15 protein-coding genes are annotated in these 20,867 nt (G+C 34.0%); 12 read left to right on the forward strand and 3 right to left on the reverse strand.

The window, feature by feature from the left end; genetic code table 11:
* Positions 1–15: 15 nt before the first annotated feature.
* A complete protein-coding gene (locus PT603_RS02040) occupies positions 16–1,524 on the reverse strand; it encodes a SulP family inorganic anion transporter (RefSeq protein ID WP_008239905.1) in 1,509 nt (502 codons plus the stop codon).
* A gap of 340 nt (positions 1,525–1,864) precedes the next feature.
* On the opposite strand from PT603_RS02040, the gene PT603_RS02045 reads away from it, so the two are divergent.
* A complete protein-coding gene (locus PT603_RS02045) occupies positions 1,865–2,860 on the forward strand; it encodes a metal-dependent hydrolase (protein ID WP_008239906.1) in 996 nt (331 codons plus the stop codon).
* Positions 2,861–3,023: 163 nt separating this feature from the next.
* On the opposite strand, the gene PT603_RS02050 is transcribed toward PT603_RS02045, so the two are convergent.
* Positions 3,024–3,392 (reverse strand): DUF983 domain-containing protein, encoded by a 369-nt coding sequence (locus PT603_RS02050; protein ID WP_008239908.1) that lies wholly within the window; start codon positions 3,390–3,392, stop codon positions 3,024–3,026.
* 91 nt (positions 3,393–3,483) lie between these two features.
* Between PT603_RS02050 and PT603_RS02055 the strand changes: the two genes are divergently transcribed.
* Positions 3,484–4,359, forward strand: coding sequence for a helix-turn-helix domain-containing protein (locus PT603_RS02055; protein WP_008239915.1), 876 nt, complete (start codon positions 3,484–3,486; stop codon positions 4,357–4,359).
* Here PT603_RS02055 and PT603_RS02060 read toward each other — a convergent pair.
* Positions 4,350–4,937 carry an RNA polymerase sigma-70 factor gene (locus PT603_RS02060; protein ID WP_008239917.1) on the reverse strand — a complete coding sequence of 196 codons (588 nt, stop codon included), beginning with the start codon at positions 4,935–4,937 and terminating at the stop codon, positions 4,350–4,352. The two genes, PT603_RS02055 and PT603_RS02060, sit on opposite strands and share 10 nt — an antisense overlap.
* A 247-nt stretch (positions 4,938–5,184) precedes the next feature.
* Here PT603_RS02060 and PT603_RS02065 point away from each other — a divergent pair, with 247 nt between their 5' ends.
* From PT603_RS02065 to PT603_RS02110, 10 genes are all read left to right on the forward strand, one after another.
* Positions 5,185–6,144: a FecR family protein gene (locus tag PT603_RS02065; RefSeq protein WP_008239920.1), complete on the forward strand. Its 960-nt coding sequence runs from the start codon at positions 5,185–5,187 to the stop codon at positions 6,142–6,144.
* A 162-nt stretch (positions 6,145–6,306) separates the two neighbouring features.
* A complete protein-coding gene (locus PT603_RS02070) occupies positions 6,307–9,843 on the forward strand; it encodes a SusC/RagA family TonB-linked outer membrane protein (RefSeq protein WP_008239921.1) in 3,537 nt (1,178 codons plus the stop codon).
* A 33-nt stretch (positions 9,844–9,876) separates the two neighbouring features.
* Positions 9,877–11,268: a RagB/SusD family nutrient uptake outer membrane protein gene (locus tag PT603_RS02075; protein WP_008239922.1), complete on the forward strand. Its 1,392-nt coding sequence runs from the start codon at positions 9,877–9,879 to the stop codon at positions 11,266–11,268.
* Positions 11,269–11,343: 75 nt separating this feature from the next.
* A complete protein-coding gene (locus PT603_RS02080; protein WP_008239923.1) occupies positions 11,344–12,231 on the forward strand; it encodes an ABC transporter ATP-binding protein in 888 nt (295 codons plus the stop codon).
* Positions 12,232–12,236: 5 nt separating this feature from the next.
* Positions 12,237–12,905 (forward strand): hypothetical protein, encoded by a 669-nt coding sequence (locus PT603_RS02085; protein WP_008239924.1) that lies wholly within the window; start codon positions 12,237–12,239, stop codon positions 12,903–12,905.
* Between the two features lie 53 nt (positions 12,906–12,958).
* Positions 12,959–14,143 carry a DUF4857 domain-containing protein gene (locus PT603_RS02090; RefSeq protein WP_162097725.1) on the forward strand — a complete coding sequence of 395 codons (1,185 nt, stop codon included), beginning with the start codon at positions 12,959–12,961 and terminating at the stop codon, positions 14,141–14,143.
* Positions 14,144–14,192: 49 nt separating this feature from the next.
* Positions 14,193–17,012, forward strand: a complete 2,820-nt coding sequence (locus tag PT603_RS02095; protein WP_008239926.1) for a M16 family metallopeptidase — start codon at positions 14,193–14,195, stop codon at positions 17,010–17,012.
* Between the two features lie 206 nt (positions 17,013–17,218).
* Complete coding sequence (locus PT603_RS02100; protein WP_008239927.1) at positions 17,219–18,571, forward strand: thioredoxin family protein; 1,353 nt, start codon at positions 17,219–17,221, stop codon at positions 18,569–18,571.
* Positions 18,572–18,945: 374 nt separating this feature from the next.
* On the forward strand, positions 18,946–19,503 hold the full coding sequence (locus PT603_RS02105; RefSeq protein WP_008239928.1) for an RNA polymerase sigma factor: 558 nt from the start codon (positions 18,946–18,948) through the stop codon (positions 19,501–19,503).
* A gap of 89 nt (positions 19,504–19,592) precedes the next feature.
* Positions 19,593–20,783, forward strand: a complete 1,191-nt coding sequence (locus tag PT603_RS02110) for a FecR family protein (protein ID WP_008239929.1) — start codon at positions 19,593–19,595, stop codon at positions 20,781–20,783.
* The last annotated feature ends 84 nt before the right edge of the window (positions 20,784–20,867 follow it).

The following is a 20,867-nucleotide window of genomic DNA, read 5'->3' on the forward strand; positions in this document are numbered from 1 at the left end:
AAAAGCTATAAATACCTAGTATTCCTTTGAAGGTAAAAGGTGAATATTTATCATCTTGTCCGCTTTTATAAGGAGTTTGTGACTTGCTCCTGATACATTGGTGATATATACTTTCTTGCCCACTTTATGGTAACGTTCTGTAAGTTTATTTACCGCTTCGATAGCAGACATATCTACAATGCGACTTTCCTTAAAATCGATTATAATTTCTTTAGGATCCTCTGCAATATCAAACTTTTCATTAAACATTTTGATGGATCCGAAAAATAGTGGTCCATATATTTCATAGTGTTTCACACCCTTTTCATCTAAGTGTTTTCTAGCTCTAATTCGTTTTGCACTATCCCATGCAAATACCAGCGCAGCAATGACTACACCTACTAGTACTGCCAATGCTAAATCGTCAAATAATAAGGTTATAAGCATTACAACTCCCATGATTATAATATCGGAGATAGGGTATTTGTTAAGGATCTTTACACTAACCCATTCAAATGTTCCTATAGATACCATGATCATAAGCCCTGTTAGTGCAGCCATAGGTAGCCGTTCTACCAAAGATGCTCCAAACATGATAAACATGAGAAGACCAACAGAGGCTACGATTCCTGAAAGACGAGCACGAGCTCCATTAGAGATATTTATAAGGCTCTGTCCAATCATGGCACAACCTCCCATTCCTGAAAAAAATCCTGATGTAATATTTGCAATTCCCTGGGCTACGGCTTCTTTATTTGTTCTTCCTCTGGTTTCTGTTATTTCATCTATAAGTTCGAGTGTTAACAGACTTTCAATGAGTCCTACACTGGCCACCATAGCTGCGTATGGTAGGATGATAGTGAGAGTTTCCCATGTAAAGGGAATTTCGGGTATATGAAATGGTGGAAAACCTCCTTGAATAGAGGCAATATCTCCCACTGTTTTTGTGTCAATTCCAAAGATAAGCACCAGAGCAAACACTACTAGTATGGCCACCAGGGAAGCCGGAATAGCTTTGGTAATTTTTGGTAGTCCCCAAATAATTAACATAGTAAGTACTACTAATCCTAAAATGATATATAGTGTGCTGCCTGTTAGCCAATTACCAGAGGTGTCCTTAAATTGATCAAGCTGAGCCATGAATATTATTATTGCCAATCCATTTACAAATCCGTAAACTACAGGTAAAGGAACAAGTCTCATTAATTTTCCAAGCCTCAGTGCACCAGCCGATATTTGAATAATTCCAGCAAGAATGACTGTAGCAAAGATGTATTCTACTCCATGGGATTTTACTAATGAAACTATTACAATGGCTACAGCTCCTGTGGCTCCTGAAATCATTCCCGGTCTTCCACCTAAAACAGAAGTTACCAGCCCCATGACAAAAGCAGCATAGAGACCCACCAGTGGGGATAATCCTGCTATTAAAGCAAAGGCAACAGCTTCAGGTACCAAAGCAATGGCTACGGTTAATCCTGATAGTATTTCGGTTTTGTAATTTACTTTTTGAGAAAAATCAAATAATCGGATGTATTGTTTCATAGTAATAAGTAGCAAGAGCTGCTGATTTTGAGGGTGCAAAACTAAAGAACATAATCATGGCGGACAACTTTAACAAAAGTTTATTTCATGAAATACGATCCAAACCAACGCACATTAGCCACTACTTTTAAAATGATGTATAGTATGTTTTTAGAAAATTAAAGTGCTAAAAATAAATGGGTTATGATATATTAAGCTCGACGTTTGGAATTTATTTGATATAATGACAACTCTTCCCCATTAAAGTTTACTTGAATAGACATAGACTTTTAGCCTCTATAATAGATACATCCTATGGTGAATACCATTCATTAGTTAATATTCTACTTATTTTTGCTGTATGGATTCGCTTACTCAAATTGTTTTAGGAGCTGCCGTTGGGGAGGTAGCTTTGGGGAAAAAGGTTGGAAATAAGGCCATGTTGTATGGGGCAATAGCTGGAACTATCCCAGACCTTGATGTCTATATTGGGAAACTATTTGATACTGTTACTGCATTAGAAGTACATCGTGGATTTACACATTCTATAGTTTTTGCCCTAATTTTTGGAGGTTTGTTTGGATGGCTTATTTCATTATATGAAAAACAGGCCAGCTGTTGGCAATGGTCAAAACTTATGTTTCTTGGTTTTTTAACACATGCACTTCTTGACGTTCACACCACATGGGGAACACAACTATTCTGGCCATTTGATGTGAGATTGGCCTTTAAGAGCATTTTTGTGATTGATCCACTTTACACTTTGCCATTTATGATATTTCTGATCATGGCTATGCTCAAACCCAAAGGATCCGATAAGAGGAGGAAATATAATGCATTGGGACTCATTGTAAGTAGTTCCTACTTAGTGGTGACATTAGTAATAAAATTAGGAGCCTATTTAGCATTTACCCATGCTTTAGATGCACAACGGATTGCTTATATAGATATTGATACCAAACCTACAGCATTTAATACCATGCTTTGGTCAGCCAATGTGGATACGGAAGATGCGTATTATATAGGGTATTACTCATTTCTGGACACGCAACCTATTACATTTTATAGATATCCTAAAAATCACGAATTGTTGGAATCTTATAAAGACGATAGGTCAGTTAATAGGCTTATTGCTATTACCCAAGGCTGGTACACCGTATCTAAAGTTGAGGAAACCCTTTTTATAAATGATTTACGCTTTGGGTTACTTAGTGTAACGCCAGGTTTTCAACAATTTGCCTTTAGCTATAAGTTGCTAGATGTCGGGGGTAGTGTTCAAATAGAAGAGGTGCCAAAAAGCAGAGAAGATGCTCAAAGACTATTTAAAGCACTTTGGCAAAGGATTCAAGGAAATTAGTGCAGGATAGTTTGGATTATTCATCACCACTTTAGTGCTGGGCATCATTTATATTCTGTCTGCAATCTAAATGTTAAAGAATTAAAGAGATTTCTTGATTTCATAAGATCGGAATGGTTGGTTATCGGACTTAACTCAAAACCAAACCAAACCATGTACCATCCTACGACAGTTCTTTCTTAGGATCTTTATAGAATAAGTAAATCCAAATGGATCTAGATAGTCTGAAATTTAGTGTACTGGTTGCTATTGCAATAAGTACTATTAATATAAAAACATGTAGTGGGGACATATCTAGTAGGACCCAAAACAGCACAAAACTAGCAATCATTACAGCGGAAGTAAGCGAATAGCTTACATACATTGCCCCAAAGAAAAAACCGGTTTCTTTTTCAAACTTGTAATTGCAATTTGGGCATCTTTCATTCATTTTAGGAACTTTGAAAGCAGGTAGTTTTCCATTACTTTTAAAGATATTACCTTTTTTACATTCCGGACATTTGCAATTTAAAGCGTTCATTACTTTGCTCATAGAGGTATTTTTTATGGTGCGTAAAATTAATAGAAGAGGCGTGATTTAAAGTTATATTATGTACGCCATTATTTGTACTTTTAGGACATTTATGATAAAGATACCCATTTTACATATAAGTCAATTTAAGGAGTCAACATCGCTCAGTGAGGTGTATGTGAATACCGTTACGGATCATATTCAACTAGATAATCCTCTAATTGCAAAACCACATAGTCATAATTTTTATTTATGTGTAATGTTCACCCAAGGGAGTGGAGTCCATGAAATCGATTTCAACTCCTATGAAATTAAACCAGGGACTGTTTTTTTTCTAAGACCGGGTCAAACTCATTTTTGGAAATTTGATACCTCTCCGAAAGGTTATATTTTCTTTCATTCACAAGAGTTTTACGAGATACAGTTTTTAGAACACCGCATTCATTCTTTTCCCTTCTTTTACACCTACCAGAATCCTCCGGTACTAAGGATAAATAGTAAAGTTATGGGACGGCTTAACCAAATGTTTGAAGAGGCCTATACAGAATATAACCAAACTGCTGTAATGAGAGAATTAAAGCTCACCAGTATTATAACAGGAATCTACATTGAATTCACCCGTTTGTATTCTAGTAGTGAACCTTTAGAAAATTTCCACTCTTCTCATTATTCAAAAATATTGGCCAATTTAGATCGTTTAATTGATACTCATTTTTACAGAGAAAAGCTGCCTAAATTTTATGCAGGGGAGTTAAATATTACGGCAAAACACCTCAATAGGGTTGTGAAAAGTACCATCAATAAAACTACAGGACAATTAATTTCGGATCGAATAGTATTGGAGTCTAAACGACTAATTGTACATAAAAATGTAAATATGGCTGAAATAGCTGATTCTCTGGGTTTTTCAGATTACGCATATTTTTCTAGGTTTTTTAAATCAAAAACAGGAATTACTCCTATGGAGTTTCGAAAAAACTATATGTGATTTGAGAAATGTGCTAGGCTATACAATAAGCACACAAAAGCCAATGGCTCTAATTCTTGTCGTATGTGTTTTAATGCCTTCGTTAGATGATTTTCTACCGTACGTGTTGAGATATTCATCTCTTTTGAAATTTCTTGAATACTTAAATTTTCGAAGCGACTCATTTTGAATACTAATTGACACTTCTTTGGTAAAGATTCTACAATTTCATCAATTAAGGCTTTTAAATCATTCACAGCTATTAAATCTTCAGTAGGGTTTTCATAGTTGATTAATAGATAATTAGCTAAATTAGTGGCATACTCTTTTCTTACTTTTTCTGATCTGATATGATTTAATATCTGATATTTGGCCGCTGTAAATAAATATGATTTTAATGAGGTTGTTATTTCTAAAGAGGAACGTTTATTCCAAAGAGATAGAAAAACTTCTTGAACAATTTCTTCACTTATAAATAGATCATTTATTCTACTGTTACAATAGTGGAAAATCCCATTACCCAATTCATTATAGATAATTTCAAATGCTCGATCATCATTGTGTTTTAATCGGGTAAGAAGTGATTTTTCATCGATCATAAATCTCAAATATTAACTTTAAGTAAGTAGAAAGTTATGAGCAAGTTATGTAAAAAAAATAATAATGTGGCTTTAGTGCATCTCGTGGAATTAAAAAAACTACCTTTTTTTAGGCGCTGAAGCCCCACTAATAAAGGGATTGCATTTTTTTTAAAAATATTGTTATATAAAAAAATTAGGAAAAAATGTGTGTTATTGTTGAATTAAGTTACTTATTAGTATAGAACTGATAAAATGAGCAGTGAATATGTCAAAGTTTGAGGATTTAATTGAGAAATACCAGAAGGGTCTTTTAGACGAAAGGCAAAGCAAATTGCTTGATGCTTGGTTTGATAATTTAAGTGAGATCGACAATGAAGTAAAATGGCCAGAATCACGAAAAGAACATGTCAAACTTCAGTTGTTGGCTAAAATAAATAACGACAATCCTAAGAAAAGAATATATCCAATGTATTCTAGGAAATGGGTTTCTATGGCGGCATCTATAGCTGCACTGATTGTTTCTGTGTTTTTTGTTTGGAACTATACAGCCGCCATTAAATCAAAAAGTGTTATTGAAATGCACAAAATATCCTCTGCTAATATTTCAAAAGTAATTCTGCCAGATGGCAGTATTGTATGGTTAAAGGCATATAGTAAGCTTTCATATCCCGAACAGTTTTCGGATACGAATAGAGAAGTAAAATTGGAAGGTGAAGCTTTGTTTGAAGTGGCTGAAAACCCTAAAAAACCCTTTGTTATAACTTGTGGAGAGTTAAAAACAACTGTCTTAGGAACGAGTTTTAATATTAGGGCTAATAGGAAGGATATAGAAGTAAATGTACTGACCGGAAAAGTGGCACTATCTTCTGAGTATTCAGATTCCAATATGATTTTATTACCTAATGAAATGGGGGTGTTTGATAAAGGAGATCAAAAAATTACTAAAAAAAGGAGTCCTGAGCAGACTATTCAGTCCATTAAAGCAGGAACAAGATATACGATGCAATTCGAAGATGTTCCCATGGAATTGGTAGCTAAAGAGATGGAAAGAAAGTACAATGTTGGAATTGCATTCAAAAACAAAAAAATTAACAATTGCCTAATCACTGCAGATTTTTCGGGACAAACTCTTGATATGACCCTTCATATGATAGGTCAAGTACTTGGAGTGTCGTACACGATTGATGAAAATTTGGTGCTAATTGAAGGTAATGGATGTGAGTAAAAACTAAACTTAATTAAATATGCTAACGACTATTAATGACCCACCTCCTGAATTAGAAGAACAGGAGTGCTAGGAACACTCCTGTTTTTTTTTCATCCCCTTACTATGGAAATGTGAAAGGGGAAAGTCAAATTCTGAATTAGAAAATAACCTTGTAAAATTATGAAAAAAAACCTTTCGCTTTATCGAATTCGCGATATAGCAATTCGAAAGCATTTTAACCAACCACCACGAATATTATTATTTTATTTTCTTCTTTTTACGAATCTATTAATGTCTCAAGATCTTTTAAAGAGAGAAATTACAATAAATCTTCAAAATGTCACATTGAAAGCGGCCCTTAATGAGATTGAAAAAAAAGGGAAAGTTAGCTTTGTATACAGTAGAAGTCAACTTCCATTAAATCAAGAAATTTCAATCGATGTTACTGGGGAATCCTTAGAACGAACACTTAATAGTTTTCTTACTCCTCTTCATATTAAATATGAAGTTCAGGAGTCAAACAAACATATTGTACTAACCCAACAAAAAAATGTGAACTCTACAAATTCATTAAGGGAGTCTAACGTAGGAGTAGCCATTGGTAGTGATCAACATTTGAATACAATAACAGGTAAGGTAATTGATAAAAGTGGAAAACCTATTCTCGGAGTTACTGTACTGGTTAAAGGTACAAATGTTGGAACTACCACAGATGTTGATGGCTTATATGTTGTAAAAGCATATGATAATCAGATACTTGAATTTAGGTTGATAGGATTTGCTACAAAAGAACTGGCAGTGAGTGGACAATTATCACTAAATGTAGTTCTTGAGGAAGATGTGATTTCTTTGGATGAGGTTGTGGTAAGTACTGGTTACCAAAAAATTCCTAAGGAAAGAGCAACAGGATCCTTTGTAATTGCGAATGAAGAGAGACTTAATACCCAAGTTGGGGTTATTAGTATTAGAGAGAAAATTCAAGGGTTGCTTCCTGGCGTATTAGTTCAAGGAAATAGTATTGTAATTAGAGGACAGTCAACTATAAATGCCAATACACAACCAGCTATAATTGTTGACGGGTTTCCAACTTCACTTTCATTAGATGATATAAATCCAAATGATATTGAGAGTATTACGGTTCTTCGGGATGCAGCTGCTGCTTCTATATGGGGAGTTAGAGCTTCTAATGGTGTTATAGTAATTACAACGAAAAGAGGGGATGAATCGAGCAAACCAAAATTTGCCTACACCACCTCTTTGAGGATTACTGAGATGCCAGAAATAGGCGCCTTACAACTTGCTAATTCTAGTCAATATATCGATGCTGAATTAGAATCCTTAGATAGGGGATGGTTTAATTTATCGTTGCCAAACGGAAATATTGGGTATTCAAGAGTGTATGAGATATATAAGAACAGACATGATGGCATCATATCAAATGAAGAAGCAGCGCAGCAATTTAACATACTTCGCTCCAATAATAGTTATGGTCAAACAGATTTGTTTTTTAGAAATAGTATGTCTCAACAACATGATTTAAGTGTTTCAGGAGCAACTAAAACAAATAACTACTATGTGTCCTTAAACTTTCAAGAGAATAAGTTCCAAAGTATAGGGAACAATGACTCCCGAATTAAATTAAGTATCAAAAATACCTATCAGATTCATCCTAAGATTGCCATTAGTACAAATGTCAATATTTCACAGATACAGTCTGATAATAACGGTGTTGGTGTGTATAGTTTTGTGCGACAAAAGCCATATGAACTATTTGTGGATGCAAATGGAGATTATGTACCTGTGTATGACGGTATGCGTTCTCAACAACGAGTTTCCGATTTGATGGCAATGGGCTTTTATGATTGGAACAATAATTTGAAAAGAGATTTGGATAACAGTGATAACTCCACTATAAATTTTGCTCCGAAAATAATTACAGGTCTATCCATTGATTTATTAGATGGCCTTAAATACAGCGGTAGTTTTATGTATGAATCTAGACGCTATAGAAATGAAGCATTTTTTAATGAAGAGATGTACAAGACAAGAGATCTAGTTAATAGATTTACTAGGATAACAGGATCTGGTTTAGATTCACAACTACCTAGAGGACCTATTTTTGAGTATAATAACTATAATCTTGAATCACTTACCTTAAGAAATCAATTAACATATTCTAAAAATTTAAATGAAGATAAGCACAGAATTGATGCTGCTTTAGGGACTGAGATTTCAAAGGTTAAAAGCAAACAAGAGAAGGGCCGTTATTTTAATTATGATAAAAAATTATTAACCTATAGTGCCATTGATGAAAAGACCTTAGGAGAAGGAGTTACAGGTTGGAATGGTTCAGTTCAATACCTGCCACCGATTTGGAGACCTATTTTTGAAGAAGAAAATAGATATTTCTCTTATTATTTTAATGGAGCCTATACCTATGACAATCGATTTACAGCTTCTGTAAGTGGAAGAATAGATAAATCCAATCTATTTGGGGCTTCCGCTAATGATCGTATCACCCCTTTGTATAGTATTGGTGGTTCTTGGAATATTAGTAATGAAAGATTTTTTAACTCAAAGGTTATTAATTCTCTTAAGGTTAGAGCTACTACGGGTGAAAATGGAAACGTAGATAAAAGTACAAGTAAAGTCTTGGTAGCTATACCTATGGTCAATTCGTATTCCACAGGCGAAGAATACTTAACTATTGAATATCCAGAAAATAAGGAATTAAAATGGGAAACCACTCGGACCCATAATTTTGGACTTGATATGGGGATGTTGAATAATCGAATTTCATTAAGTCTTGATTATTACATTCGAAATAGTTATGATTTACTTGCATTTTCAGAAGCAGACCCTTCTTTAGGTTTTTCCAAGGTGTATAGAAATACTGCTAGTGTCGAAAATAAAGGCTTCGATTTGGCTGTAAGAACCCTACTATTTGATAATGACTTTGGATGGAACGTTGATTTTAATATTTCCCATAATAAGAATAAAGTTACCAAAGTCTATATGCCTAGTCCTACAGTTGATAATTACCTTACCGGTGGTTACACTCGACAGATAGAGGGCTACCCTATTGATTATGTATATAATTATAGATGGGCTGGATTGTCTACAGATGGTCATCCTCAGATATATGATAATCAAGGGAATGTTTATGCATCTAGTGATCCAGATGTGACCCCTGAAATTGACTGGTTAACATATGCGGGAAGCACTTCTCCAAAGTTCTATGGGTCTTTAATAAACAACTTGAGGTATAAAAGATTAAAATTAAATACTGTATTTACTTATAAGTTTGGGCATGTAATGCGTCTACCAACAGTGTATGTTCGTGGAAATGGACATGTCCTTGCGGAAGTAGATCAAAGATGGAGACAACCTGGGGATGAGAATCATACTGATATTCCAAGAATGTATGATGTACTCAACGAACCTTACTTAAGATCCCAATTTGCAAATGCAAATGATAACAGAACTAAAGATGCTTCATTCGTTAGGTTTAGTAGTTTAAGTCTAGTATATGATTTTGCCAATGGAATATTAGGAAAGGATATCAAAATGCTTCAATTGCAGGCTCAAGCAACTAATATAGCTCTTTGGACTAAGAATGATAGAGGAATTGACCCGGAGGCCATTGATCTGAGATATGGACATCTTAGTCTTCCTAATCCTTCTGTGTATACTCTAGGATTAAGAGTTGAATTTTAATTATTGGGATAGCTATACTTAAAACAGAAAATTATGAAAAAAATATTTTTATTATTAATTGTTATAGCCTTCTATGGATGTAATGATTACTTAGATATAGAAGAAAAAGGTAAGGTTATACCAGAGTCTGTGGAGGATTTAAATCTTTTAATGGCGGACTATACCAAGTTTATTCGTAGTACTGTCAATGTATTCTTTACAAATGATGAGATAAAATTGTATGAAGATGAGGTAAGTAGGATTTTTTGGGGACCTGAACCTTTAGTAAACGGGTATCGATGGAAAGATTTTATATACGATAATCCTGATATGAATGACGCTGATTGGAATAATTTTTATGCTCAGATTTATATAAGTAATGTTGTTCTAGATAAAATAGAGGAAGCCTCTGGTACAAATGAGGATTTGCGAAAAATGACTAAAGGGGAGGCGTTAGCTCAACGTGCATATGCTTATTTTATGTTAGTCAATATTTATGGAAAGCATTATAATTCAGCTACTAGTTTAACTGATTTAGGGGTACCTCTCTATTTGGATTCTGATATTAATAAGTTGAAAGGAAGGGCAACTGTAGAAGAAGTGTATAATCAAATTGAAAGCGATTTACTAGAGGCACTTCCGTTATTACCAGAAACTCAAGAGTTCCCTTATCATCCTTCTCAGGGGGCAGTCCATGGCCTATTAGCAAAGTTGTATTTATATAAGGGAGCATGGGAGGAATCTCTATATCATGTAGAAGAGGCCTTGTCTATAAATTCATTCTTGTATGATTATAATGATTATGATTTTATACCGGGAGCGCCCAAATTTGCAGGATTATTAGGCTTTCCTAGACAAACCTTTGAACATAAGGAAACCTTATGGACCAAAAAAGCGGATCATCCATTTGTATATGGGGTTGCTGTCTATATGAGTGATGAACATCTTAGCTTGTATGAACCAGGAGATAGAAGACTTTATTTTACCAATATAGATGCTTATTTTTTTGGTCCAAATCAACATGGCCCTGTTATTTTTTCAAAAGAGAATTATTACAAGGCAGGAGTGCATACACCGGAATTGTATTTGATTAGAGCAGAATGTAATTCTCGTTTAAACCAGCCTGAATTAGCTATTGCAGATTTGAATACTTTAAGAGGAAAAAGATTTAATTCCGATGCTTTTGTACCGTATGAAGATGTAATGACAGGTGAACAGACTTTAGACTTAGTTCTAAAAGAAAGAAGGGTAGAACTTTTTCTTGAACCATGGCGTTGGTTTGACTTGAAGCGGTTAAATCTAGAGCCGAATAGGCAAGTAACATTGAGTAGAACCTTTAATGGGGAAACCTATGAACTTACCCCTACAAGCAATAATTACATATTTGCGATACCAAAAAGAGTAATCAATCTTAACCCTCTTGTAGAGCAGAATCCTAGAAACTAAATAAGGGAAAAATTAATAGTTAACTCCGTTGACAGGGATAACTATATCTATTAATGAAATATTAAAAATATATTTATGGAAAACGTTGTAGAGTGTATAAACCTCACTCACTACTATGGAAAAAAAATGGTATACGAAGACCTTAATTTTAAGATTAAGCGTGGCAGCATACTAGGTCTACTAGGGAAAAATGGAGCTGGTAAAACAACTACTATTAACATTATTAATGGGTTTCTAACACCCAAAAGCGGTAAGTGTATAATTCTAGGAGAAGATTCTAGGTATCTTTCTTCTCACACAAAATCTAAAATAGGGTATTTGATTGAAGGCCATGTTCAATATGCATTTATGAACATCTATCAAATAGAGAAATTCTACTCTGGATTTTTTCCGAATTGGAAGCGAGAAGCCTATTTTGACTTAATGGCCAAATTGAAAGTAACTCCAAAGCAGAAGATATCTACCATGTCTTGTGGTCAAAGATCTCAAGTGGCTTTAGGGCTAATTTTGGCGCAGGATCCAGAACTTCTGGTGTTAGATGATTTTACCTTAGGGTTGGATCCGGGGTATAGGAGGTTGTTTATAGATTATTTGCGAGATTATGCCAAAGCTACTAATAAAACCATATTTACCACATCACATATCATTCAGGATATGGAAAGGTTAATTGATGACTGTATGATTATGGATTATAACAGAGTATTGGCCTATATGCCGGTAAAGAAATTTTTGAATGATTTTAAAGAATACACCATAGAGCTTGAGAATCCTGATTTAGAAATTAAAGTGGAAGGGCCCATAGTAAATCTTGAAAGAGTAAACAACAAATTGGAGATTTACACCTATTCAAGTCCTGAAGAAATCAAAAGTTATCTTGATTCAAATGGGATAAGACATAATGATTTTCAGGAGGTTGAGATGTCTTTGGAAGACGCGTTTATAGGTTTAACAGGAAAATACTAAAATCAATGATTAAATCAATTATTTATAAGGAATGGATAAAAATTAAAAAGGTATCCTTGTTTTTGGCCCTAATTGGGATTTTAATAATTATCGGAATTTATTCTAATGTACGGCATGAACTTATAATCAAGGATGCTGAGACCTATTGGAATAATATTTTACAACAGAGAGCTATATATTTTACAGTTCTTAAGTTTATACCCCTACTTATTGGGTTGCTCATTTCGGTGGCTCAGTTTGTGCCAGAAATTGTAGAAAAGCGAATAAAACTCACCCTACATCTACCTACTAACGAAGAGACTATAGTGTTAAAAATGGTACTTTTTGGATTGTTTTGTATATGTATGATATTTCTGATTCAGTTAGGACTATTCGCAGGTATGGGGCTTTATTTTTTTCCGTATGAAATTGTAAAGATGGCACTACTGACAATTGCACCATGGTTTTTAGCTGGAATTTCAGCCTATTTACTAGTGTCATTTATAGTGTTAGAGCCTCTATGGAAGCAACGAATATTTTATATGTTGTTTGGTGCCGTTTTTATTAGTGTGTTCTTCAAAGGGAATTTTCCGGGGGCAAATGAATTCATGCTTTGGCCATTTGTTATTATGATTGCTTGTATAAGCATCGCAACGTTATTTTCAATTTATAGATTTAGAAAAGGAGAAATGTAATTATGTTACCAAAATTAAGCAGATATTTACTCGTATTTGTAGCCATATTTGTTATGAGCTACATACTTCCAAGCATATACAAAACGTTTTTTGATGTGCGTATTAATACACCCAATGTTGCATATAGTGTAGTTAATGAGAAGTTTTATTTAACGCGTTATGAGAATGGTCAAACGCAATTTATTGATGAACAAGGTACTTCGTATTCCAGAGAGGAGTACATGGATGAATTACCAATAAATAACTTTTACTATCATTTGGGTAAAGGAACATTCCCAGATTCATTAGCAGGGATTAGGTTAGATCCCAATCAGTTACGCAGAGAATCTTTTTACCAAGGAAACGGTTCTTTTGAATTCTCGATGCCTGAATATGGACTTTACCCTATGTTTGAGTCAGCTTCTGACTTTGGGATAGCCTTACCGAAGGATGTCTTTAGAATTAATGATCAAATTGAGTTTTTAGTTGCAAAGACTAATGAGGTAGATGTGCAAAAATCAAAGGTATTTACAGATGCCATGTTGGAAGCAGGTTTTACCTTTCCAAGTGTGGCCATTGGCGGGATACCTTCCTTTATGAAAAGTAGAGATGATGGTTGGTTCATTCAAGATAAAAACCTCCAACTTTTTCACCTTAAGATGGTAAAAGGTGAACCTTTTGTAAAAAAGATTGCAATGCCTGCTGGTTTTGAAATTAAAAAGATTGTATGTAATGACCATCAGTCAGGTGAATTTTACGCTACTATTTTTGACAATAAAGGGGGTATTTATCTCTTGATGACAAAAGATTATTCATTGCAAAAATTACCAATTGATAAGTACAATCCTAAAAAGCATTCGATGGTAATGAGTGGTAATTTATTCAATAAAACTGCTGTATTCATTGGAGAAGAGAGTGTAGATGCTTTTGTAGTGGACAGAGATTTTAACCTTGTGGACACTTATAAGGAGCAATTGCCGAAAAAATCTGAAATGACTTATGGTAAAGTTAAAGATGTTTTATTTCCGTTTGTAACAAGTTTTGACTCACCAAGTTCATTATTTATTGGGATTTATAGCAGTATGGCCACTACGTTTTATTGGATGATTATTAGTTTGATTTTGACAATTATTACTCTTGTAATGTTGCTTAGACAAAATAAATCAATTAAAAATAACCTACTGGATTTACTACTTGTGCTTGGGACAGGAATATTCGGATTTATTGCTGTTCATATGTTCCCTAATAAGGAATACTAAAAAAGTCTAATTATATAGGCCCGAAAGGGCCTATTTATTCATTTTCTATATGTATTTAATAGTACCCAAGTATCGTATATTATTGGGAGTGCTTTTAATTGTATGTCAATTACATGCACAATCCAATTTAAAAACAAAATTGTTGGACCCTGAAGTTAGACATGGGGTTCTAGAAAATGGTATGGAGTATTTTATAAAGAAAAATCCCCAACCTAAGAAAAGGGCTAGCTTTTATCTGGTGCAAAAGGTAGGAGCCATCCTAGAGGAAGATCATCAGAATGGATTAGCCCATATGTTAGAACATTTAGCGTTCAATGGTTCTCAAAATTTTCCAAACAAAGAAATGCAAGGTTTTTTAGAACGTCATGGAGCTGAGTTTGGTAAAAGTATGAACGCTTATACTGCTTTAGATGAAACTGTGTATAATATAAGTAATGTTCCTATAAGTGAAAAAGTATTGGATTCATGTGTTTTAATTTTACATGATTGGTCTGGCAAATTGACACTTTCTCCTGAGGAAATTGATGCGGAAAGAAATGTTGTTCAAGAGGAATGGAGAACTAGAAATAATGCGAATTTTCGTATGGATAAAATAGTGTCTAATCTCCGATATAATAATTCCAAGTTTGCTCGTCGTGATGTAATAGGCGATATGAATATAATTATAAACTTTGAGCATGAATCCTTATTAGATTTCTATCGAAAATGGTATAGACCTAATTTACAAGCAATTGTTATTGTAGGGGATTTTAATGTAGATGAAATGGAGCAAAGGGTGAGGAAGATTGCCTCTTCTTTGGAGAATCCGAAACAGAGCCCAGAAAGGACTGTGTACACCATAGAAGATAATAAAGAATTGCTCTACGGGGTAGCAACTGATATAGAAGCTAAGAATGTGAGCTTTGAATATGCCATGAAGCATCCTGCGACTTCAAATGCTGAAAAAAATGAGGGTTATGTTTTTCAGCAAATGAAGATGAATATAATTCAGCAGCTTCTAGCTAGAAGATTTAAAGAAGAATTACAAATTCAAGGGACCACTTTTACTCAGGCTCAAGCTGGATACTATCCTTTTTTGGGAGGTAAAGATATTTTTGTAGTAGCTGGGGTATTGAAGGAGCAGGGGATGCATGATGGAATAAAGGATGTAATAGCTGTAGTTGAAAAGGCAAAGCAAACTGGTTTCACTCCAAATGAATTAAATCTAGTGATGATTAACTTCCTGAAGGGATATGAGTATCGTAACTCAATCAAAGAAGATATTAATAATGACAGTCATGCTGAGGGTTTAATAGCCTCCTTTTTAAGTAATGAGCCTTATTTGGATACAGCACGCATGCTTGAACTAGCTGAAAAATTTGCTAGTACCATATCTTTAGATGAAATAAATAAAGGATTGAATTCCTGGTTTAATCATGAAAATGCATGGTTCACAATAAAAGGTCCTAAGAAGGAATCTATTACGTATCCGACTGAAAAGGAAGTTTCAACGATTATTGCTACCGTTAGATCACAAACCTATGAAGTATCTAAAGAAGATACTTCAGCAAAGACTTTATTGTCTGAAGTTCCAAAAAGCGGAGAAATACTAGCCATAAATTCCTTTGAAGGATTTGATAAGGCCAAATCAATTAAACTTTCAAATGGGGCTACTGTTTGGATGTTTCCTACAGAAAACTCACAAAATGATGTTCACTATTCTGCAATAAGTAAAGGAGGTATTTCACTTTTAGAAGAACAGGAAATTCCGTCAGCGAAATATTTGGTTTCAACAGTTTTGCAATCTGGATTAGGTATACACAAGCAAAATCAATTACTAGACATATTAGCCGGTAAGGCGTTACAAATCCAACCTGAACTAGGGAATTATACCGAAGGATTCGCAGGAGGAAGTTCACAACAGGATTTAGAAACCTTATTACAGCTTCAGTATTTATATTTTACCGAACCTAGATTTGACCAAGAATCTTTTGATGTGTTCAAGGAAAGAATAGTATCTAGATTGCAAAGTCAGGAAGGGAACCCTGGAGTTGTATTTAATGATAGCTTAAGTAGCGTGATGAGTAACTACAGTAAAAGAAGGCCTTTGAATTCAAAGGAATTATTGGAAACTCAAGTGAAATTGGAAGATATTGAATCGATTTACAAAGAAAGATTTGGAAATATTTCAGATTTTACATTCATATTTGTGGGTTCTGTAAATGATTCTTTATTGTTACCATTAGTTAGAAAATACATTGGTAGTATAGAGGGTAATTCTACAAAAGAGCAATGGAAAAATGATATGGTTGCGCCTCCTTCGAAAAATATCAAAAAGCATTTCGAGTACCCAATGTCTGTAAGTAAGCATACCAATGCCGTAATATATTACAATCGCACCTATACTTATACGGCTGAAAATAATATTTATCTTGATATGTTTCGTGCCATTTTAGACCGTCGTTTGTTTGAAAGTATGAGAGAAAGGGCTGGTGGTACCTATGGGGTACGTGTGGATGTTAATTATAATTCTATTCCTAATTCAAGTGCAGGATTTTCTATGTTATTCGATTCAGATCCAGATAAAGGAGATTTATTACACCAAATCATTAATCAAGAAGTTTCATCTCTTGTGGAATTGGGAGTCACTGAAGAAGAATTTAATAATGCAATGGAGCTTCTACGTAATGATAGAGAACAGAATATGAAGAAAAATTCCTATTGGTTGGGTGCTATAAAAGAGTACGCATTAATTGGAATGAATCGACTGTTAAAAACAAATTTTGAAGAAGTGTTAAAGAATGTTGATGCCGTTAAACTTAATACTTTCATAAGAGAATTTGTTAGTGACACTAATACCTATGAGGTAATAATGAAACCTAAGGAATAAATTTGTTGAATTAGTTGTAAAAGGGGCTTTCTCATATGGAAAGTCCCTTTTCTTTTTTGCTAACTTTATGTTAGTTATTTAAACTTGAAATTGTAATTTCTGGAATTTGATAAGAAGATTTAATCGGTTTATTATTTTAAATACCTTGTCACTCCAAGTGATTATTTATGCGTCCTATGTATAGAAAACCACCTTAAAAAAAATATATGAAAACTAAAAAATCAATAGTATCTGTTTTGTTCCTGTTAATTACCCAATTGTTTTTTGGACAGGGAATTGATTTTAAGAATATTCCTTTTGAAGATGCCTTAGCACTAGCTAAGACTAATGATAAACTTATATTTATTGACTTTCATACCGAGTGGTGTGGACCATGTAAAAAGCTAGCCAAAGGCCCATTTAAAGAACAAAAGAATGGTGAATTCTATAATAAAAACTTTATTAACCTTAAACTAGATGCGGAAAAAGAAGGGAAAGATGCTGCCCAAAGATATCAGGTAAATGCCTTTCCTACGTTGATGTTCGTTAATGGGGATGGTGAAATAGTTCACAAAGGAGTAGGGGTAGAAAATGGATATGATATGATTGGATTTGGAAAGGAGGCTTTAAATGCTTCTAATTCCAAATATAGCTGGGCGAAATTACAGGAAATGTTTCCGCAAAGACTTGATGACCAAGAGTTCCTAAAGCTTTACTATGTAAAAATGGAAGAATTTGGAGTTGACCCAGCTGAAGGCATTGATGCTTGGTTGAAAGTTCAAACTGAATTTGATGAATCTAGTAGAGAAATGATGGAATTTCTGTTAAGTAAACAATATTCAATCTTTGCTGGGACTAAAGCGGAAGCTATATTTAATAGTAATTATGATCATTTTGTGAGCCTGGCAACAGAACGTCAAAAAACAAGCCTATCTCGTTTAAAAAGTTCAATGATTTTAAAATCAATTAATGCAGCCAGAAAGAAGCAAGATCCTAAGCTAATGCGAGTTGTAATAGACAGATTGATTGAAAACAGTGATTTAAAAACTCCATCTGGGGATAATGTACACACGTTACAAATGGATTATTATAGATACTCACAAGATTATACTGCATTTAAACGATTAGCTGAGCGCTATGTGGATAGTTTAATGAGACTTCATCCAATTTCCGAAATAAGAGAAAAGGATGTCTTATATTATACTAATTATTCTAAAAATAAAGAGTTTGGGATGAATAAAACTACCGATATAATGCTTACAAAGTATAAGGAAGGCAAAATAGCCAATGAATTGGTAGATGGTATAATTGAAACAGCCACTTATTATTTTGAATACTTAGCTGACAAGAAGGAGGCTAAAACTTTAAATAAATGGATTGAGTTTTGTGATAAGTTAATTCCTGAAAAATATTTGGTTGACAATTTAAAAGCGGACATTCTGTATCGTGATGGAAAGATCAAAAAAGCAATAGCCCTTAAGACTAGAGCAGTTGACAATATGCCTTTTACTGTAAAAAAGAAGGTTAATTATCAGCATGAACTTGAAGTAATGAAGCAAAGTCAAAGGAAAACCAATTAGTTTTAAATCCAGATAAGTAGGGTTATAGTCTTTGGTTTAAAGGCTCATTTAATATTATTTTGTTAGTTATATTTTTTCGCTCTTCTATAGTGTAAGGTAGGTTAACGCCCTAAGCTATAGAAGAGCGTTTTTTGTATAAAGTGTTAATATCCTAAAAATGTTGAGTTGATTTTTACTCCACTGTGATATAATGCATGGTCTTTACCCTTTTTTGTAAGAAACTTGCCAATTCGCATTCATATTCGATTTAACTTTGCTAAACTTGCACTACTATTATATCAATTTCTTAATCATTTAGAAACCTAAAGGTGATTTTCGGTCATCTAATTGAAATTCTAAGTATACCAAGTCAAGTGAGATAGTATTGTGTTCCTATGAAAATAGCTGGCAAAGTCATTTTATACAATAGTAAAGAGTTCAATGAAATATTTGACCGTCTGTTTGTGCATATGTTTATGCTTGCATCACGTATTTTAAAAAATGATGAACGCGGGAAGGATATTGCTCAGGAGGCTTTTGTGAAATTATTTCAAAAGGATACTGAAGATTTTGAAAGTGAAAAAGCATTGCAAACGTATTTATACGTGCTGGTAAAAAACGCTTGTATAAGTGAACTTAGAAAGGACAAGAAGGTTCAAAATTCCCCATTAGAGGATGGGCTTTCGGTATCTCAACAGGCTTTTTTAAATGAAATATTACGAGAGGAAACCTATAAGTTATTACATAAAGCGATTGCTGGTTTATCTCCAAAAGCAGAGCAGGTAGTACGTCTAACTCTTGAAGGTTATAGTAATGATGATATTGCAAATGAGCTAGGAGTAACCATAAATACTGTGAAAACTGTAAAGCGTAGGGCTTACAAGAATCTTCGAGAACTTCTTGGCGATCAGTATATTACAATTCTATTTACAAATTTCATACAATTTTTTTAGATTAATTTAACAGTGGTGTCACTCTCCTTTTAAATTTGTGCGTCCTTATAGTATACAACTTGTTATTTTGTTGTAAATTAATGTAAGATATGGACGATATTAATAAACAAATTGGGTATTCTAAACTTTTGACAGCTAGGGTGTTAGGCTCTTTGTCAAAGGAGAAGAAGAATACTTTAGAGCAATGGGAGTTAATAGGAACCAATAAAGAGGTTTCTAAAGATATTCTTAATGCTCAGAATTTTTCTAATTGGGAACGCAAAAAAAAGGAAATTGACACGCAGGAGGAGTGGCGTGCTTTTTTGCTGCGTATGGAGGATTCTACCAAAAAATCTACAAAAGTACGTAGGTTAAATGCTATTAAGTGGATGTCTGCTATAGCGGCTATAATGGTTATAGGATTCTTCTCATACAACTTTTTCACCTCCTCTGATAATCAATTTCAAACACTTGATAATGTGACCATAGCACCAGGGTCTTCGCGAGCTGAGCTTGTATTGTCTACTGGAGAAGTAGTGAGCCTTGAAGAAACTCAAGGGAGCACAATACAAGAAGGACAGATGGCCATCGCTAATGATAAGGGTGTCTTAGAATATACTGATGCAACCAATGCAAATAAAACTGAGGCGAAGACTAATATTCTTAGGGTTCCAAGAGGTGCTGAGTATCAATTGGTGCTAGCCGATGGAACAAAAGTGTGGTTAAATTCAGATACAGAACTTACGTACACGGTTCCTTTTGTTGGTAATGAACGTAGAGTATCTCTTAAGGGAGAGGCTTATTTTGAGGTGTCACCTAATAAGGAGCTACCTTTTATCGTAGCTACCGTTAATCAAGAGGTGCAGGTTTTAGGTACGTCATTCAATGTTTCCTCCTATAGTGAAGAGGCTAGCGAAGTTACCACTTTGGTTGAAGGTAAGGTTTTGGTATCAAGTGATTCCAATAAAGAAAAGATGTATTTAGATCCAAATGAACAAACGATTTTTAATAAACAAAATGCCAGTATGAAAAAAACGTCTGTTGATGTTTATTCCTATATAGCATGGAAGGAAGGTCGTTTTGTATTTAACAATGTAACCTTTGAAGATTTTCTTTCTAAAGTGGCACGATGGTATAATGTTGATATCATCTATCATACTAATAGTGTTAAGAAATTAAGATTTACAGGTGATCTGCCTAGATATAGTGATATGACCAGTATTTTGAAAATCTTGGAAGAAGAAATGTCTGTAACAATTAATGTAGAAGGGAATAGAAATATTCACGTATACAGTAAATAACCTACGTTTGGCAAAGACAAGCGCGCAATTTCCTTGCCTTACTATTTTAACTAAATTAAATTAATCAACAACTTTAGAATTATG

This window comes from Imtechella halotolerans (assembly GCF_028743515.2).
Lineage (GTDB): Bacteria > Bacteroidota > Bacteroidia > Flavobacteriales > Flavobacteriaceae > Imtechella > Imtechella halotolerans.

Excerpts from the sequence above, each read along its gene's own strand:
- PT603_RS02040 (WP_008239905.1), bottom strand. The coding sequence starts at position 1,524 with ATGAAACAATACATCCGATTATTTGATTTTTCTCAAAAAGTAAATTAC.
- PT603_RS02045 (WP_008239906.1), top strand. The coding sequence starts at position 1,865 with ATGGATTCGCTTACTCAAATTGTTTTAGGAGCTGCCGTTGGGGAGGTA.
- PT603_RS02050 (WP_008239908.1), bottom strand. The coding sequence starts at position 3,392 with ATGAGCAAAGTAATGAACGCTTTAAATTGCAAATGTCCGGAATGTAAA.
- PT603_RS02055 (WP_008239915.1), top strand. The coding sequence starts at position 3,484 with ATGATAAAGATACCCATTTTACATATAAGTCAATTTAAGGAGTCAACA.
- PT603_RS02060 (WP_008239917.1), bottom strand. The coding sequence starts at position 4,937 with ATGATCGATGAAAAATCACTTCTTACCCGATTAAAACACAATGATGAT.
- PT603_RS02065 (WP_008239920.1), top strand. The coding sequence starts at position 5,185 with ATGTCAAAGTTTGAGGATTTAATTGAGAAATACCAGAAGGGTCTTTTA.
- PT603_RS02070 (WP_008239921.1), top strand. The coding sequence starts at position 6,307 with ATGAAAAAAAACCTTTCGCTTTATCGAATTCGCGATATAGCAATTCGA.
- PT603_RS02075 (WP_008239922.1), top strand. The coding sequence starts at position 9,877 with ATGAAAAAAATATTTTTATTATTAATTGTTATAGCCTTCTATGGATGT.
- PT603_RS02080 (WP_008239923.1), top strand. The coding sequence starts at position 11,344 with ATGGAAAACGTTGTAGAGTGTATAAACCTCACTCACTACTATGGAAAA.
- PT603_RS02085 (WP_008239924.1), top strand. The coding sequence starts at position 12,237 with ATGATTAAATCAATTATTTATAAGGAATGGATAAAAATTAAAAAGGTA.
- PT603_RS02090 (WP_162097725.1), top strand. The coding sequence starts at position 12,959 with ATGAGCTACATACTTCCAAGCATATACAAAACGTTTTTTGATGTGCGT.
- PT603_RS02095 (WP_008239926.1), top strand. The coding sequence starts at position 14,193 with ATGTATTTAATAGTACCCAAGTATCGTATATTATTGGGAGTGCTTTTA.
- PT603_RS02100 (WP_008239927.1), top strand. The coding sequence starts at position 17,219 with ATGAAAACTAAAAAATCAATAGTATCTGTTTTGTTCCTGTTAATTACC.
- PT603_RS02105 (WP_008239928.1), top strand. The coding sequence starts at position 18,946 with ATGAAAATAGCTGGCAAAGTCATTTTATACAATAGTAAAGAGTTCAAT.
- PT603_RS02110 (WP_008239929.1), top strand. The coding sequence starts at position 19,593 with ATGGACGATATTAATAAACAAATTGGGTATTCTAAACTTTTGACAGCT.